General features: G+C 71.7%; 11 protein-coding genes. 4 read left to right on the forward strand and 7 right to left on the reverse strand.

What is annotated here, in order from left to right:
• Positions 1–104: 104 nt before the first annotated feature.
• The 7 genes from ACFWW8_RS15750 to ACFWW8_RS15780 form a co-directional block, all read right to left on the reverse strand.
• Positions 105–1,073 (reverse strand): hypothetical protein, encoded by a 969-nt coding sequence (locus ACFWW8_RS15750; protein ID WP_386528768.1) that lies wholly within the window; start codon positions 1,071–1,073, stop codon positions 105–107.
• Between the two features lie 79 nt (positions 1,074–1,152).
• The gene (locus ACFWW8_RS15755) at positions 1,153–2,667 is read right to left on the reverse strand and encodes an MFS transporter (RefSeq protein WP_386528770.1); all 1,515 of its coding nucleotides are present in this window, start codon (positions 2,665–2,667) and stop codon (positions 1,153–1,155) included.
• 53 nt (positions 2,668–2,720) lie between these two features.
• The gene (locus tag ACFWW8_RS15760; RefSeq protein WP_386528773.1) at positions 2,721–3,650 is read right to left on the reverse strand and encodes an alpha/beta hydrolase family protein; all 930 of its coding nucleotides are present in this window, start codon (positions 3,648–3,650) and stop codon (positions 2,721–2,723) included.
• A gap of 132 nt (positions 3,651–3,782) precedes the next feature.
• Complete coding sequence (locus ACFWW8_RS15765) at positions 3,783–4,379, reverse strand: hypothetical protein (RefSeq protein WP_386528775.1); 597 nt, start codon at positions 4,377–4,379, stop codon at positions 3,783–3,785.
• A complete protein-coding gene (locus tag ACFWW8_RS15770; RefSeq protein ID WP_386528777.1) occupies positions 4,376–6,184 on the reverse strand; it encodes an AMP-dependent synthetase/ligase in 1,809 nt (602 codons plus the stop codon). The genes ACFWW8_RS15765 and ACFWW8_RS15770 overlap by 4 nt, the downstream gene beginning before the upstream one ends.
• 12 nt (positions 6,185–6,196) lie before the next feature.
• Positions 6,197–6,841, reverse strand: a complete 645-nt coding sequence (locus ACFWW8_RS15775; protein WP_386528778.1) for an acetoacetate decarboxylase family protein — start codon at positions 6,839–6,841, stop codon at positions 6,197–6,199.
• On the reverse strand, positions 6,822–8,576 hold the full coding sequence (locus ACFWW8_RS15780; RefSeq protein WP_386528780.1) for a GMC oxidoreductase: 1,755 nt from the start codon (positions 8,574–8,576) through the stop codon (positions 6,822–6,824). The genes ACFWW8_RS15775 and ACFWW8_RS15780 overlap by 20 nt, the downstream gene beginning before the upstream one ends.
• A gap of 254 nt (positions 8,577–8,830) precedes the next feature.
• Between ACFWW8_RS15780 and ACFWW8_RS15785 the strand changes: the two genes are divergently transcribed.
• From ACFWW8_RS15785 to dacB, 4 genes are all read left to right on the forward strand, one after another.
• Positions 8,831–10,177, forward strand: a complete 1,347-nt coding sequence (locus tag ACFWW8_RS15785; protein ID WP_386528782.1) for a flavin-containing monooxygenase — start codon at positions 8,831–8,833, stop codon at positions 10,175–10,177.
• Between the two features lie 149 nt (positions 10,178–10,326).
• Entirely contained in the window at positions 10,327–11,070 is a 744-nt protein-coding gene (locus ACFWW8_RS15790) for a hypothetical protein (RefSeq protein WP_386528785.1), read from the forward strand.
• Between the two features lie 720 nt (positions 11,071–11,790).
• On the forward strand, positions 11,791–12,714 hold the full coding sequence (locus tag ACFWW8_RS15795) for a peptidoglycan-binding protein (RefSeq protein ID WP_386528787.1): 924 nt from the start codon (positions 11,791–11,793) through the stop codon (positions 12,712–12,714).
• Between the two features lie 77 nt (positions 12,715–12,791).
• Positions 12,792–14,360: a D-alanyl-D-alanine carboxypeptidase/D-alanyl-D-alanine-endopeptidase gene (dacB, locus tag ACFWW8_RS15800; RefSeq protein ID WP_386528790.1), complete on the forward strand. Its 1,569-nt coding sequence runs from the start codon at positions 12,792–12,794 to the stop codon at positions 14,358–14,360.
• Positions 14,361–14,503: the final 143 nt, after the last annotated feature.

Genomic DNA, 14,503 nt, shown 5'->3' on the forward strand with positions numbered 1-14,503 from the left:
CCGGCAGTGCGACCGTCGGCATGACGACCGGCGGCCCGCCGGGCCGGGGACACGGCGGCGCCCGGCCTCCCTTCAGGTGGGGGGCCGGGCGCTGGGTGGTGGGGTCAGTTGGACTGTTGGACGGTTACCGCGTTGTCGGAGCCGTCGCCCCAGTAGCGGACGTAGGACTTGGCCCAGGCGTCCCCGAGGGCTGCCTTGATGAACAGGGCCGACCAGCGGGCCGAGGTGCGGATGCTGTCGGTCTGGCTGACGGCCTGGGCCGCCGGGTCGGGCGCGGCGCCCGCCGGGTTCTGGACGTTGGTGATGCCGTAGTGGTTGACGCCGGCGACCGTGACCAGCGCCTTCGGCTTGCCGAGGAACGCGTCGTACGTGCCCTGGGCGGCGGCCGGGGCGGCGACGCCGTCCGCGTCGCCCTGGATCAGCGCGACCGGCACCGTGTTGTTGATCGGGGCGACCGGACCACCGCCGGGAGGGGCGTTGTTGGTGCCGAAGAACGCCGCGGCCTTCAGCTCGACGGGCTTGACGGCGCCCGGCGGCAGGCCGAAGCAGAACGGCGGAGCGCACTGTCCCTGGACCGTGCCGACGCCGGCGGCGCCGCCGAAGGAGTGGCCGAGCAGGGCGAAGGACGAGGGGTCCAGGCGGCCGGCGAGGGGGCTGCCGACCCGGGTGTTCTCGGCCTTGGACCAGGCGACCGCGGTCAGCCCCTGGTCGGAGGCGGCCCACAGGCCGGGACGGCCGAACACGCTGCGGACGTGGTTGGGGACCACCACGGCGAAGCCGAAGGCCGCGACCGTGCGGGCGTATCCCTCGTAGTGGCTCTTGTCCACGTTGGCGCCCTGCAGGAGCAGCACGACCGGGAGCCGGTGGCCGGATTCGGGGTAGTAGACGTCGGCCGCGTCGGCGCCGACGGCCGCCGGGTACACGAAGGTGGTGACCGGCGTGGGGTTCTGCGGTGTCTCGGCGGCGACCGCCGGGCCCGCGGTGCCCGCGGCGGCCAGGAGGGCGAATCCGAGCATGCCGGCCGCGAGGCTCCGGCTGACGCGGCGCTGCGCGACCTGCGTGGGGTGTGCCATGGTTTCCGGTCTTCCTTGTCGTCGGTGCGGGGATGCCCGTGCGGGGGTGTGACGCGACGGGACGTTCGGGGAGGGGTGCTCAGGCCGGCGGGGCTGTGGGGGCGGTGTCGGCGTGGGGGGCCTCGGGCGCGTCGACCCGGTGTGCGGCGGCCGCGGCATCGGCGTCGTAGGTGCTGCGTCCGCGCAGGACGATGACGGAGCCGGCGAGCAGGGGAAGCAGGACCGCCAGGAACGCGGTGCGGAGCGAACCGGTGGCGTCGGAGGCGATGCCGATCAGCCAGGGGCCCAGGGAACCACCGAGGGTGACCAGGAGTTGCAGGAGCGCGAAGCCGAGGCCCCGGCGCTCCGCGGCCACCACATCGGCGTTGGCCGCGGTGAGGTTGGCCAGCGCGGCGGCGAAGCCGAAGTTGGCGAGGGTGAAGCAGAGGGCCTGCGGGATCAGGACGGGGATGGCGACGGCTCCGGCGAGCGCCACGGTGCCGAGCAGGAGCCCGCCGCCGCCGATGGCCACCCGGCGGCCCTTGCGGATGCCGCGTTCGCGGTCGCCCAGCCAGCTGCCGGTGATGATGCCGGCCACGATGCCGACGAGCCCGGTGCCGCCCGCCACGGCGGCGGCCTCCGCCTCGCCGAGGCCGAAGAACCGGTCGTAGTAGGAGGGCATCCAGTAGAAGAGGCCGCCGAGCCCGAAGAACAGGATGCTCAGGCCGGTGATGACGGTGCGCAGGGTGCGGATGCGCAGCAGTTCCCGTACCTGGGTGCGTACGGGCGGCGCCACTGCCGGGGGTGTGCGCGGCGGCCCGTCCGCGCGCTCCACGGGCTCGTTCGCCGGGCCCGGGGGAAGAGCCGCACGCCCGGAGACCTCGGGGCCGCCCGCCGGCCCGGGGTCCGCACCGCCCTCGGCTTCCTGTGCGTACCAGACGCTGACGCGGTCGCCGATCCCGCGTACGGGTTCCCGCAGGGTGAGGACGAGCAGGGCGACGATGATGCCGGGAATGGCGACGAGGAAGAACCCGACGCGCCAGCCGACGCTCTCGGCGAGGGCCCCGCCGGCGATGACTCCGATCGGCAGGCCGCCGAAGTAGGCCATGCGTTCGTAGCCGAAGGCGCGGGTGCGGCCGGGGCCCGGGTAGTAGTCGGCCAGCAGACTGGAGGCGGGCGGGTTGTAGAGCTGTCCGGCCGCGCCGAGGAACATCCGTACGGTGAAGAGGGCGAGGTAGCCGCCGGCGAGCCCGGTGCCCACGGTGAGCAGGGACCATACCGCCACCACCGCGGCGACGGTCCAGTTCCGGCGGCCGGTGTCGGCGAGCTTGCCGGCCGGCAGGAGCAGGATGACGGCGGCGAGCGAACCGGCGGTGGCGATGGCCCCGCCCGCCGCGTCGCCGAAGCCGAACTCCTCCTGGATCTTGGGCAGGGCGCCGGCGAGCAGGTTGTACTCGATCCGGTCGACCGCCGCGACGAGGGCGATGCACACGGCCGGCCACCAGCCGAACGGCGCCGCCGCGCCGAGGCGGACCTGGAGGGGGGGCCGGCCGGGGTACACGGTGAACGCACGCCGCCGGCTGTCGGAGACGGTGGGCGGCTGGGGGGCGGTCATCGTGTACCTCCGGACGGCATTGATCGATTACGGCTCTACCGGACCGGCGGGGGTCAGGGCTTCGCGGTGTACACGACGCCGGGAAGGTTCTGGGCGGCGCTGCCCCACACCTGGTCCTGGTAGGAGTTGTCGAGACCGAGGGTGAAGAGCAGGTACGAGGTGGTCACCGAGCGGACGAGGCGCTGCTGTTCGGCCCGGGTGACGGAGCCGCTGTCGCAGCCGAAGCCGCTGCTGTCGGTGAAGCCGCAGTGGAAGCCGCCGGTGATGACGCGCAGCTGGGTGGGTGCGGGCTTGGCGTTGTACATCTTGCGCTGGTGGCCTTCGACGCCCGCGACCGTGTCCTTGCTGCCGCCGACGTACTGGGCGGGGATGGTGAGGGCCGAGCCGGCGGCGATGGCCGAGGGGTTGGTCTCCGCGGCGGCCAGCGTGCTGACGGACTTGACGGCCGGGTTGCGGGAGGCGGCGAGGAGGGCCGCACCGCCGCCCATGGAGTGGCCGGAGAGGGCGTAGCGGCTGGTGTCGACGGCGCCGGCGAACCGCGACCCCGTGGCCGCGTTCTGCGCGGTCAGCCAGGCGAGTCCGGCGTTGAGGTCGTCGGCGAACCCGGAGTGGCTGGGCGAGATGCCGCCCTGCGACTTGGGCGTGACGGTGATGAAGCCCCACGAGGCGTAGTGCCTCAGGGTGTTCTCGTACTTGCTGATGTCCTGGAAGAAGCCGTGCCCGAAGGCCAGGCCCGCGTGGCGGCCGGTGGCGACGGCCGCGTTGGCGCCCGCCGTCTTGCCCGGGTACCAGACGCGGGCGCTGTAGGAGCGGCCCGAGGCGCTGACGGTGAGGTCGGTCCAGGCGACCGGGTAGGCGCCGGGAGCCGAGGGGTCGGCCGCCACGGTGGTGGGGGCCGGGGCCGCCAGGGCGGTGGGGGCGGTGAGTGTCGCGGCGACGGCCAGCATGATGGCCGGAGCGGCGCGCAACAGGGTGCGTATCACGGTGGTGCCCTCCTGTGGGGGTAGCGGAGAGGGAAACGCTGTTACCAAACCAACCACATTGACGCGACCCTGCCAAGACACGTGCCGTTTCTTTCAGTGAAACACTGTTTCACATGCGTGCTTAACCTGGCGTCACGCGTCGCGAAGGGTGAGCAGCAGGCCCGCGAGCATCAGCGCCTCGCCCAGGTTTCCCAACGGGGGCGCGGCGAAGGCAGCCGCGGAGGCCGCGAATACCGCCAGGGCGCCCACGGCGATCCACGGCCGGCGATGGCGCAGCCAGGCGACCAGGCCCATCAGGAAGAGCAGGACGATAGCGCTGACGGCTGCCAGCGGGAATCCCCCGGGGGTCGCGTCCGCGTAGCGCAGGGTGTCCGCCCAGCGGCGCGATTCCAACTCCAGCCCGGGCAGGGTCATGGCGACGCCGAGGGCCGTCAGGATCACGGCGCCGGCCCACGCGGCAGCCAGCTCACGGCGTCCCCAGCGCAGGGCGAGGGCCGCGCAGGGCAGCACGAGCGGCGTCCCGAAGGCATGCACGACGAAACGGCCGACGCTCAGGACCTCCAGCACGTCGCCCTCCCCGAGAACCCGGCCCGCCGCGATGACGGCCGAGTCATAGGCGAGGGCGCAGCCGAGGAGGGCGGTCAGGCGGCCGCTGCCGCCGGTTCTCCAGGCGGCGAGGGCCGCGAGGACCTGGAGGACCGCGAGTGCCGCCAAGCCCAGAGAGATCACCGGACCGTCCCGGTGCCGCTCCCGGTGCCGCTCCCGGTGCCGCCGTAGAGCGCCTCTACGAGGGTCCGGTACCGGCTGGTCACGGCGGACCTGCGGACCTTCATCGTGGCGGTCAGCTCACTGCCGCCGGGTATCCAGTGCTCGGCGACCACGGCGTGCGCTCGGATGCGTTCCGGTCGCGAGAGGCGTGTGTTGGCGTCCTCGACGGCCGCGCCGAGCACGGCCTCGAGCTCCCGCGCGTGAGTCTCCCACGGCGCCGGGGAGCTGATGCCCTCGCGGCGGGCCCAGTCGAGGACTGCCTCCCGGTCGGGGACGAGCAGGGCGACGTTGTGGGGTCGCCCGTCGCCGATCACGACGGCGTGGCCGATGAGGGGCGAAGACTCCTTCAGGACTCCCTCGATGCGGCCCGGGGCCATGTTCTTGCCGCCGGTGCTGATGATGAGGTCCTTCTTGCGGTCCACGATCCGAACATCGCCCTCCCCGTCGACGGTGGCGACGTCCCCGGTGTGCAGCCATCCCTCCGGGTCGACGGTTTGCGCCGTCAGCTCGGGGTCGTCCCGGTATCCGCGCATCAGGAAGGGAGCCCGTACCAGGAGTTCACCGTCCTCGGCGATCTTGACCTCGGCGCCGGGAACGGGCCGCCCCACGGTGCCGACGCGCGGTCTGCCCGGCGGGTTGATGAGTGCGATGCCCGACAGCTCGGACATGCCCCAGGCATCCGACAAGGGCAAGCCCAGCGCGTGGAAGAACGCCTGGAGAGCCTCAGGCGCGGGCGCGGCTCCGGTGATGCACACCCTGGCACGATCCAGGCCGACGCGCCGGCGCAGCTCGGCCAGTACGGCATCGGCCTGCTGGAGTTCCGCGCGGTCCCGGTCCGTCAGGCCGCCCGCCCAGCGGCCGGCGGCCAGCCTGCCGCCGACGGCGATGGCCTCCTCGACCAGCCGGCGAACGGCCGGGTCGGTGTCGGCGAGCTTGGATTCCAGTCCGGCGCGCATGCGCTGCCAGACGGAGGGAACGGCCCCGAAGAGGGTGGGGCGGACCTGCGCGAGGGCCTCGGGCAGCCGGCTGAGGTCGTCCAGGCAGGTCAGGCTCGTGCCACACAGCAGGTTGGTGTAGTGGGAGCCCCACCGGTCGGCGATGTGTGCGGCCGGGAGGAAGGAGATGTGGCTGTCCTGGTCGGTGACCGCCAGGACCTGCTGGGTGGCCGCGAGCTGGCTGATCATCGCACCGTGGGTGATCTCGACGGCCTTGGGTCTGCCGGTGGTACCGGAGGTGTGGATAAGGGTCAGCAGATCGTCGGGGCCGACGCTGTTCCCCGCTTCGGCAAGGTCCAGGGGGCCTGGCGCGTCCGCCTCGACGTCGGCGAGGTCCGACGCTTCCGGCGCGGGACCGTCCACCAGCAGCAGGTGCCGCACCTCCGTCCCGACGGCCGCGGCACGCAGCACGGGCAGGAACCGGCGTTCGGTGACGACCGTCTTGGCCCGGGAGCCGACCAGGATGTCGTGGATCTGGTCGGAGGGCAGGCTGTTGTACAGGGAGTACGGGACGGCACCGAGGTGCAGGGCGGCGCAGTCGGTGATGTGGAACTCCGGTCGGTTCCTCATCATCAGGGCCAGGGGCTCGCCCCGGCTCAGCCCCACGTGCCGGAGCGCGGCGCCGACCGAGGCGACCCGCTCGGCGTACGCGCTCCAGACGAGAGGTGGTCCGTCGAGCGTGAGAAGCGCGGGTTCGTGCGGTCGGGCGGCGACTGTCCGCTGGAAGGCTTCGCAGAGGGTGCGGGGGGCGTCGCCGGTGGTGGATGGCATCGCGGGTCCTTCCTACGTACGGCTACGGGAGGCGGGGGCGGATGACGGAGCGCTGCCGAAGGAGAGGCCGAAGTCGCGCAGGATCAGGCTGAGCAGGGGTCGCCGGGCGGGGATCATGAGTTCGCTGCCGGGCGGGACCTCCCAGTCGCCCCGGGCAATGGTGAGGGTGCCGCGGCAGCGCACCGGGCTGGTCTTGAGCTGCCCGTCGAGCGTCTGGGCCACGTGGTACGAGAGGGGCAGGCGGCCGGGCAGCGGCAGCCGGCCGCGGAAGGAGGCCCGGCCCAGCACACCGGCACCGGCCGTGGCGGCGGCTTGAAAGCCCTGGTCCCGGTTCATGTGGAACTCTGCCATCTCCTTCGGGATGCCCCACAGTTCGCGGCCGCCGTCCCGTGAGGGTCCGCTGTCCACCCAGATGTCCGTGATGGTGACCCGCGGCCTCCGGCCGTCGCGGACGAGGACGGCGGACAGGAGTTCGCTGTAGTGCAGGACGCTGTCGTTCTCGTAGACGACCCAGGCCCCGCCCATCAGCGCTCGGCCCGCCAGGGTGAGCGGCCGCAGTCCGGCCGGGAGGGGCGGGAGGGCCCGGCTGGGGACGCTCCACAGGGAGAGGTACATCTGGCCGGCGAGGTGCCAGGGCTCAGGAGGGTAGGTCGGCATCGGAATCGTGTCCTTCGGTGGGTCGGAGGTCGAGCCTGAGCGCACCGGGGGCGCCGGCCGGTACGGCGGGGTTCCGGGGCGGTACCGGGTCCACCCGCCGGTACGGGGCGCCGGGTGCCGGCCGGGGGTCCGCTTCACCGCGGTTGGGCCAGAGGGCCACCGCGCGCTCGGCAAGGGCGGTGATGGTGAGGGAGGGGTTGACGCCGAGGTTGGCCGAGATCGTGGACCCGTCGATGACGTGCAGGCCGGGATGGCCGTGGAGGCGGTGGTAGGGGTCCACGACCCCGCTGTGCGAGCTGTCGGCGACGGCGCAGCCGCCGATGAGGTGGCCGGTGGCGGGAATGTCCAGGAGGTCACCCCAGGTTCCGCAGGCGATGGCGCCGTTCTGCCGTGCGGCGGTACGGGCCAGCGCGTGGCCGGCCGGGCTCCAGGTGGGGTTGGGCGCGCCGTCACCCGGGCGGCTGGTCAGCCGGGAGCCGAGGAGCCCGCGGCGCAGACGGGTGGTGATCGAGTTGTCCACCGACTGCATGATCAAGAGCACCACCGACTGTTCCGCCCAGCGGCGGGGGCGGTGGAGGGCGGGCAGCCGGCGGGCGCCGGCCGCCATCGCGGCGAGGCCTGCGAGGAGCCGGGAGCGGCCGGGGACGGGGTCGGTCAGGGTGGCGCCGAGGAGGGCGAGGAGGTTGCTGCCCGGACCGTAGCGCACGGGTTCCACGTGGGTGACCTCGTCCAGGTGGATCGACGAGGTGATGGCGACGCCACGGGTGAAGTCCGCGTCCGGGTCCTGGGAGCGGACGGCCAGGATGGCCTCGGAGTTGGTGCGCGTCAGGTACCCCAAGCGCGGGGAGAGCCCGGGCAGCGCGCCGGAGGAGCGGAGCCGGTGGAGCAGGTGCTGGGTGCCCATCGCCCCGGCGGCGAAGACGACCTGCCGGCAGGTGGTGGTGCGAGTGTCCCGGCGCAGGACGGCGCCGGTGCGCACGGAGGTGACCTGCCAGCCGTCGGGGGTGGGACGTACGTCGGTGACGGTGCGTTCGGCGCAGACGTCGGCACCGGCGCGTTCGGCGAGGCCGAGGTAGTTCTTGGGAAGGGTGTTCTTGGCCCCGTGGCGGCACCCGGTCATGCACGCGCCGCAGTGCAGGCACGTCGTCCGCTCCGGCCCCGCCCCGCCGAAGTAGGGGTCGGCCACGCGCGTCCCCGCCGGGGCGCCGGGCGGGCCGAGGTGTACCGCGACGGGGGTGGGGCGGAAGGTGTGCGCGCGGCCCAGTTCGCGGGCTGCGTCCAGCAGGACCTGGTCCGAGGGCGTGAAGCGGGGATTGAGCGTGACGCCGAGCATGCGCCGGGCTTGGTCGTAGTACGGGGCGAGTTCGGTTCGCCAGTCGGTGATGGAGGCCCAGGTCGAGCCCTGGTAGAACGCCGGGGGCGGGTCGTAGAGGGTGTTGGCGTAGCCGAGGGAGCCGCCTCCCACCCCGGCGCCCGTGAGGACCAGGACCCTGCCGAGCAGGGTCATGCGGAGGATGCCGCGGCAGCCCAGGCGGGGAGCGAAGAGGTAGTCGCGCACGCGCCAGGAGGTGCGGGGGAAGTCCTCGTCCCGGAAGCGTCTGCCCGCCTCCAGTACGGCGACGCCGTAGCCCTTCTCGCGTAGGCGCAGTGCGGTGACGCTGCCTCCGAAACCCGAGCCGACGACGAGCACGTCGACGTCCCGGGGCGGTGGGGTGTTCGAGGTTGCGGCTGGCATCGCGGCTCCCGCGCTCGGACCTCGTGGCCACACCGCGGACAGCGTTGTCGACCCGCGATGTGACCGGGCGGTCACATGACCGCCCGGTCATAGTGGAGCGCCCCCGACATCCTGTCAATGAGCCGGACAGCACCTCCCACCGTCCCTCCGCATCCCGCAACTCGGCCTTCTGCAGCGTTGATTGACAGCCGCGACGAGCAGCGCGACCCTGTGACCACCCGGTCATGTGACCGGGTGGTCATGAGAGGGTTCGCATGCAACGCGTCTGCGTGATCGGGGCCGGCTCATCCGGCATAGCAGCCTGCCAGGTCCTGTCCGCACGGGGCATCGCCTACGACTGCTACGAAAGCGGCTCGGAAGTCGGCGGCAACTGGCGGTACATGAACGACAACGGCATGTCGTCCGCCTACCGCTCCTTGCACATCAACACGTCCCGGCAGGTCATGGAATACGCCTGCTTCCCGATGTCGGACGCCTACCCCGTCTACCCGAGCCACTTCCACATCGCCCGCTACTTCGACGCCCTCGTCGACCACTTCGGACTGCGCCCGTCCATCACCTTCCGCACCGAGGTGACCCGCGTGGAAAAGTCCGCCGACAGCAAGTGGACGGTCACCACGCGCCGTCGCGGCGACACGGCGGTGACCGACCGCGTCTACGACGCCGTACTCGTGGCCAACGGCCACCACTGGAAGCCGCGCATGCCCCACCCGGCACTGCCGGGCTCCGACTCCTTCACCGGGACCCAGACGCACGCACACGACTACCGCACGCCCGAGCCCTTCCGGGGCCAACGGGTCCTCGTCCTCGGGATCGGCAACTCGGCCTGCGACATCGCGGTGGAGACCTCCCGGGTCTCCAGGCACACCCTTCTCGCAATGCGTCGCGGCGCGCACATCCTCCCCAAGTACCTCTTCGGAACGCCCACCGATCACCTGACCGGCTCCTGGCTCGCCCGCGCGCCCCTGGCCGTTCAGGCGTCGGGCCTCGCGCTGCTGCTGAGACTGAGCCGCGGCCGGCTGAGCAGCTACGGCCTCCCCGAGCCCCGCCACGGCGTGCTGGGCGCCCACCCGACCATTTCCGATGACCTCCTCTCACGGCTCGGTCACGGCGACATCACCGTCACACCGATGATCAGCAGGCTCGAAGGCGACCGGGCGGTGTTCACCGACGGAAGCGAGGAGGCGGTCGACGCAGTGATCTACTGCACGGGCTACGACATCGACTTCCCCTTCCTGGGCCGACACCTCATCGACCCCAGCCAGAACGCGGTGAACCTCTACAGGCGCGTCGTTTCGGCCGACCACGCCGGACTCTTCTTCATCGGCCTCATCCAGCCCCTGGGGGCGATCATGCCCTTGGCCGAAGCCCAGTCCCATTGGGTCGCCGACCTCCTCACCGGACGCTGCGCCCTGCCCTCTCCGCAGGCCATGCGGGAGGAGATCGCCGCGTACGGCAAGCGGACGGCGCGGCGGTACGTCGCCTCGACGCGCCACACGATCCAGGTGGACGCCAGGAGCTACCTCAAGGAGATCCGCCGGGAACGCGCCCGGACCGCGACCGGCTCCGCTCGGAGCGGGACCCCTCGTACGGCAGGTTGACGAGGAGGTGCGCTCCGCCTACCTTTCTGCGGAACAGGGTTCCACTGGAGGAAACGACGGCGGCTCGCTTCGCATGGGAGTCCGGGGGCGCCGCGGCCCGTGCACGACCCCGCACCCCCCTCGTACCCACGATCCGAGCGGAGCTCTTCGTGACCAACACCGTGGGGCCCCGGGCCGTCTTCGGGGTCATCGTGCCGAGCACCAACACCGTCGTCGAGCACGACTACTGGACCGCCGCTGTACCCGGAATCAGCTACCGGACCGGTTCGATGCACATCGCCCGGCCCACCATGGACAGCGACCGGGACTTCGAGGCGCTGCTCGGCCAGATCAGGAGCTCGCTGGACACCGCCGTCCGGGACGTGCTCACCGCCGCGCCCGACCGGATGGTCATGGGCATGTCCGCAGAGACCTTCTGGGGCGGCGTCGAGGGAAACGCGGCCTTCGAACGGCGACTGCGTGAGGCGACCCGGCTGCCGGTGACCACCGGTGCGGGCTCGTGTCGGGCCGCCCTTCGTGCACTGGGATGCGAGCGGCTCGCGGTGTTCTCCCCGTACCAGCCCGTCGCCGACCGTGAAGTGGGCCGGTTCTTCACCGAGGCGGGTTTCCACGTCGCCTCGATCACCGGGCTGCGCTGCCGGACCGCCACCGACATCGCCAAGGTGGGGCCCGACCGGATCCGGGAGACGGTCATGTCGCTGGACTCTCCGGATGTCGAGGCCATCGTGCAGGTCGGCACCAACCTCTCCTTCGTCGCCCAGGCAGACGCGCTGGAGGCCGAACTCGGCAAGCCGGTGATCGCCATCAACGCCGCAACGCTGTGGCACGCCCTGCGCGAGCACGGCTTCAGCGATCAGGTCGAGGGCGCGGGAGTCCTCCTCAGGCATCACTGACGAGAACAGCACGCCGGCCACGACGGTGTCGACGACGGCCGGTGCGGCCGGGTCGCGCCCATCGTGAGCACCGAGCGGGGCGGGGCGGGGCGGGGCGCGTCGCCGTGCGCGAGGTCCCCGCCTCCCGGGTCCGGTGTCAGCCCCGTGCTGTCAGACCGGGGGTACGGCGAGAGGGCAATGACCAAAACCAACGGGCCGTACCAACGGCCATACCAACGGGCCGTTTGCTGCGCGAACACGCCGCGATCATCGGAGCCGGCGATCTGAATCCGGCCCCCTGTTCTCCCGGAGCGGATTCTTGCGCCGGCCGTTGGCCACGATTGCCGCGGCGACAAGCAGCTGAGCCGGAACCGGCCCCGAGGTGCCCCGCGGCTGCCCGCCCGGCGAGTCATGCAACCGCTACCGAGCATGCACACCACATTCACTGCAGCGCCGGGTTCGTAGAGTCCAGGGCTCCCGAGGCCGCATCGACATCTCGTCCCTTCCGAGCGGGAGGCGGCGGTCCCTACGGTGTGCCCACCACTCGCGCTCCACCTCGGAGCGCCTGCGACCGGCCCGCCTCCGGTGCGCGACCGCGACCCCCGGTCGGTGCCGATCCCCAGTCGTCAAAGGCGGCGGCCCCTCACGACCCCGTAGACAGGAATTGTCATGCCCAACTCATCATCTTTCGCTCCTCCCGGCCGAGTCACGACCCGCCTGGCTGCACGCTCCGTGATCGCCATGGTGATAGGGGCCCTGCTCCTGACTCTGGCCTCCGCCGTCCCCGCCCAGGCGTCGGCCCCGACGTGGCCTCTGCTGCAACAGGGCGCCACCGGCAGTGACGTCGCCAGCTTGCAGTTCCTGCTCCGACAGCGACAGCAGACGGTCACCGCGCACGCGGAGTTCGATGCGCAGACCCGCGATGCCGTCGTCTCCTTCCAGACGTCGGCACAGCTGGCCGGCGACGGCATCGTCGGCACCGACACCTGGTCGAAGCTCGTCGTCAGCATCGGCCCGGGGTCGGCCCAGCCGGACGCAGTGCGCGCACTGCAGTTCCAACTCCGCAAGCACGGCTACGACATCGACACCGACGGAATCTTCAGTGCGGACACCACGCAGGCCGTCCAGGACTACAAGGCCGACCACCAGCTCACCGGCGGCACCACCGTCGGCGTCACGACCTGGCAGTACCTGCTGGGCTCCGCCCCCAGCGCCGGCCCTGCTGGAGACTACGCCTTCATCATCCCGCGGAACTCCGTCTTCAGCGGCCGCGAGAGCCTGCTGTGGCCACACCACGACTACCCCGCGAACGACATCGCAGTCGAGGAGTGGACCAAGGCCTTCGCCATCACTTCCGGAACCGCTCGCATCAACGGCGGAACGAATGAGCCGTGTGGCCTCGGGCTGGCCATCGACGGTGACGACGGTGTGCGCTACCAGTACTGCCACCTCAACAGTCGCACCGTCGCAGACGGCGCACGTGTATCGCCGGGCCAACTGGTCGCGTACACCGGCAATACCGGGCACTCGACCGGGCCGCACCTGCACTTCGGCATCTTCCGCAGCGGAGTGTCGGTCTGTCCGCAGCGGATGCTGATCGCCCTGTACGACCGCGTCACGCCGCCCTCGCCCTGGTCCCTGCCGGCCTCGGGCTGCTCCTACTGACCGTCTGGACACCTCGCCCAGTGGCCGGGACTCTGTCCGGGCCGCTGGGCATCCGTAGATGACACGATGGAGGCCTGATGCGTCCCGCCGTCAAACGCCGCGTGCTGCTCCCGACGGCCGCGGCCTTGCTGGCCGCACTGCTGGTGCCTCCCGCACCAGGTGCCGCCGGCGACAGGACCACGGCTACGTCGCCCGCCGGCCTGGCCGCCGACCTCGACATCCTTCTCGCCGACCCCCGTCTTACGGGGGCGCACGCCTCGGTGCAGATCGCGGACAGCGCTTCGGGGCACATCCTCTACCAGCGCCATGAACATGCGCTGATGCTGCCGGCTTCCACCTTGAAGGTGGTCACGGCTGCCTCAGCCCTTCAGCTGCTCGGTCCGCAGCACCGGTTCACCACCGAGGTGCGCACTTCAGGGCGTCGCAGCGGCCCCGTTCTGCACGGCGACCTGGTCCTGCGTGGCGGCGGGGACCCCAGTCTGCTGGCGACCGACCTCGACGCACTGGCCCGGCACCTGGCCGGCACCGGTATCCGTCAGGTGACGGGACGACTGCTGTTCGACGATTCCCGATACGACAGCGTCCCCCTCGGCCCGGGATGGGCCTGGGATGACCAGCCCTACTACTTCAGCCCTCAGATCTCAGCACTGACCATCGCCCCGGACGAGGAATTCGACCTGGGAACCGTCAAGGTCACCCTGACTCCGGCCGCGCCTGGAGGCCCCGTAGGCGTGACCGTGACGCCCGCTGCCGCGCCCGTCCAGTTCAGGGGTCGCGTCACCACGGGGCCGCCGGGCAGCGAGTTCACCGCCGAGGCGGTCAGAAACCTGGGGACCAACCAGATCGGCCTGACGGGCAGTATTCCCGCGGACTACGGTCCGGCTGACGAGTGGGTCACCGTGGACGATCCCGCCGCCGTGACTGCGACCGTGTTCGCGGCGGCGCTCCGCCGGTACGGGGTGGGTGTTCGTGAGCAGCAGCGAGCGGATGGTTCGGCGTCGGCCGGGCGCGTTCTCGCGCGACATGACTCGGCTCCGCTCGCCGAACTGATCGTGCCCTTTCTGAAACTCAGCAACAACGGCATCGCCGAACACCTGGTCAAGGAGATCGGCCGGATGAAGAGCGGCGAAGGCAGTTGGCGGGCCGGCCTCGAAGAGGTCAGTCGATTCCTCCGAACCAACAGCCTGGACGGGGACCGCAACCAGGCCGACGGATCAGGACTCTCCCGCTACAACCTGATGTCCGCACAGCAGTTCACGGCCCTCTTGACCTTTGCCCGCCGCCAGCCCTGGTACGACGCCTGGTACCGGGCTCTCCCGGTCGCCGGCGACCCGCGGCGGATGGTCGGGGGGACGCTGGCCGGGCGGATGCGCGGGACCCTGGCGGAAGGGAAGGTGCACGCGAAGACCGGCAGCATGACCGGAGTCGACGCCCTCACCGGCTACGTCGAGGACGCGAGCGGCAGACTTCTGGCCTTCACCGTTCTCGTGAACCACTTCGCCGGACCCAGCCCACGTCCCGTCATCGACCGGATCGCCATCCGTCTGGCGGGCGGGGATGAGCCCGCGCGGACCGGCGCCGGCACGGCGCCCACGTCCTCGTCCGGAGCCCGCCAGTGGGAGGACTGCCTCAGACATCGCTGCTGAGCAACGAGCTGCACCCCACGCCGGAAGGTCCGGCACCCGGTTCCGGGTGCCGGGGCCTAAGGGGGGGGGGGGGGCGCCAGCCATTTACCCCCCCCCCCGGACTACGCCCGGGCTTTTGGGGTGGTCCAGCCATTTATACAACA

The organism is Streptomyces sp. NPDC058701 (assembly GCF_042715295.1).
Taxonomy (GTDB): domain Bacteria; phylum Actinomycetota; class Actinomycetes; order Streptomycetales; family Streptomycetaceae; genus Streptomyces.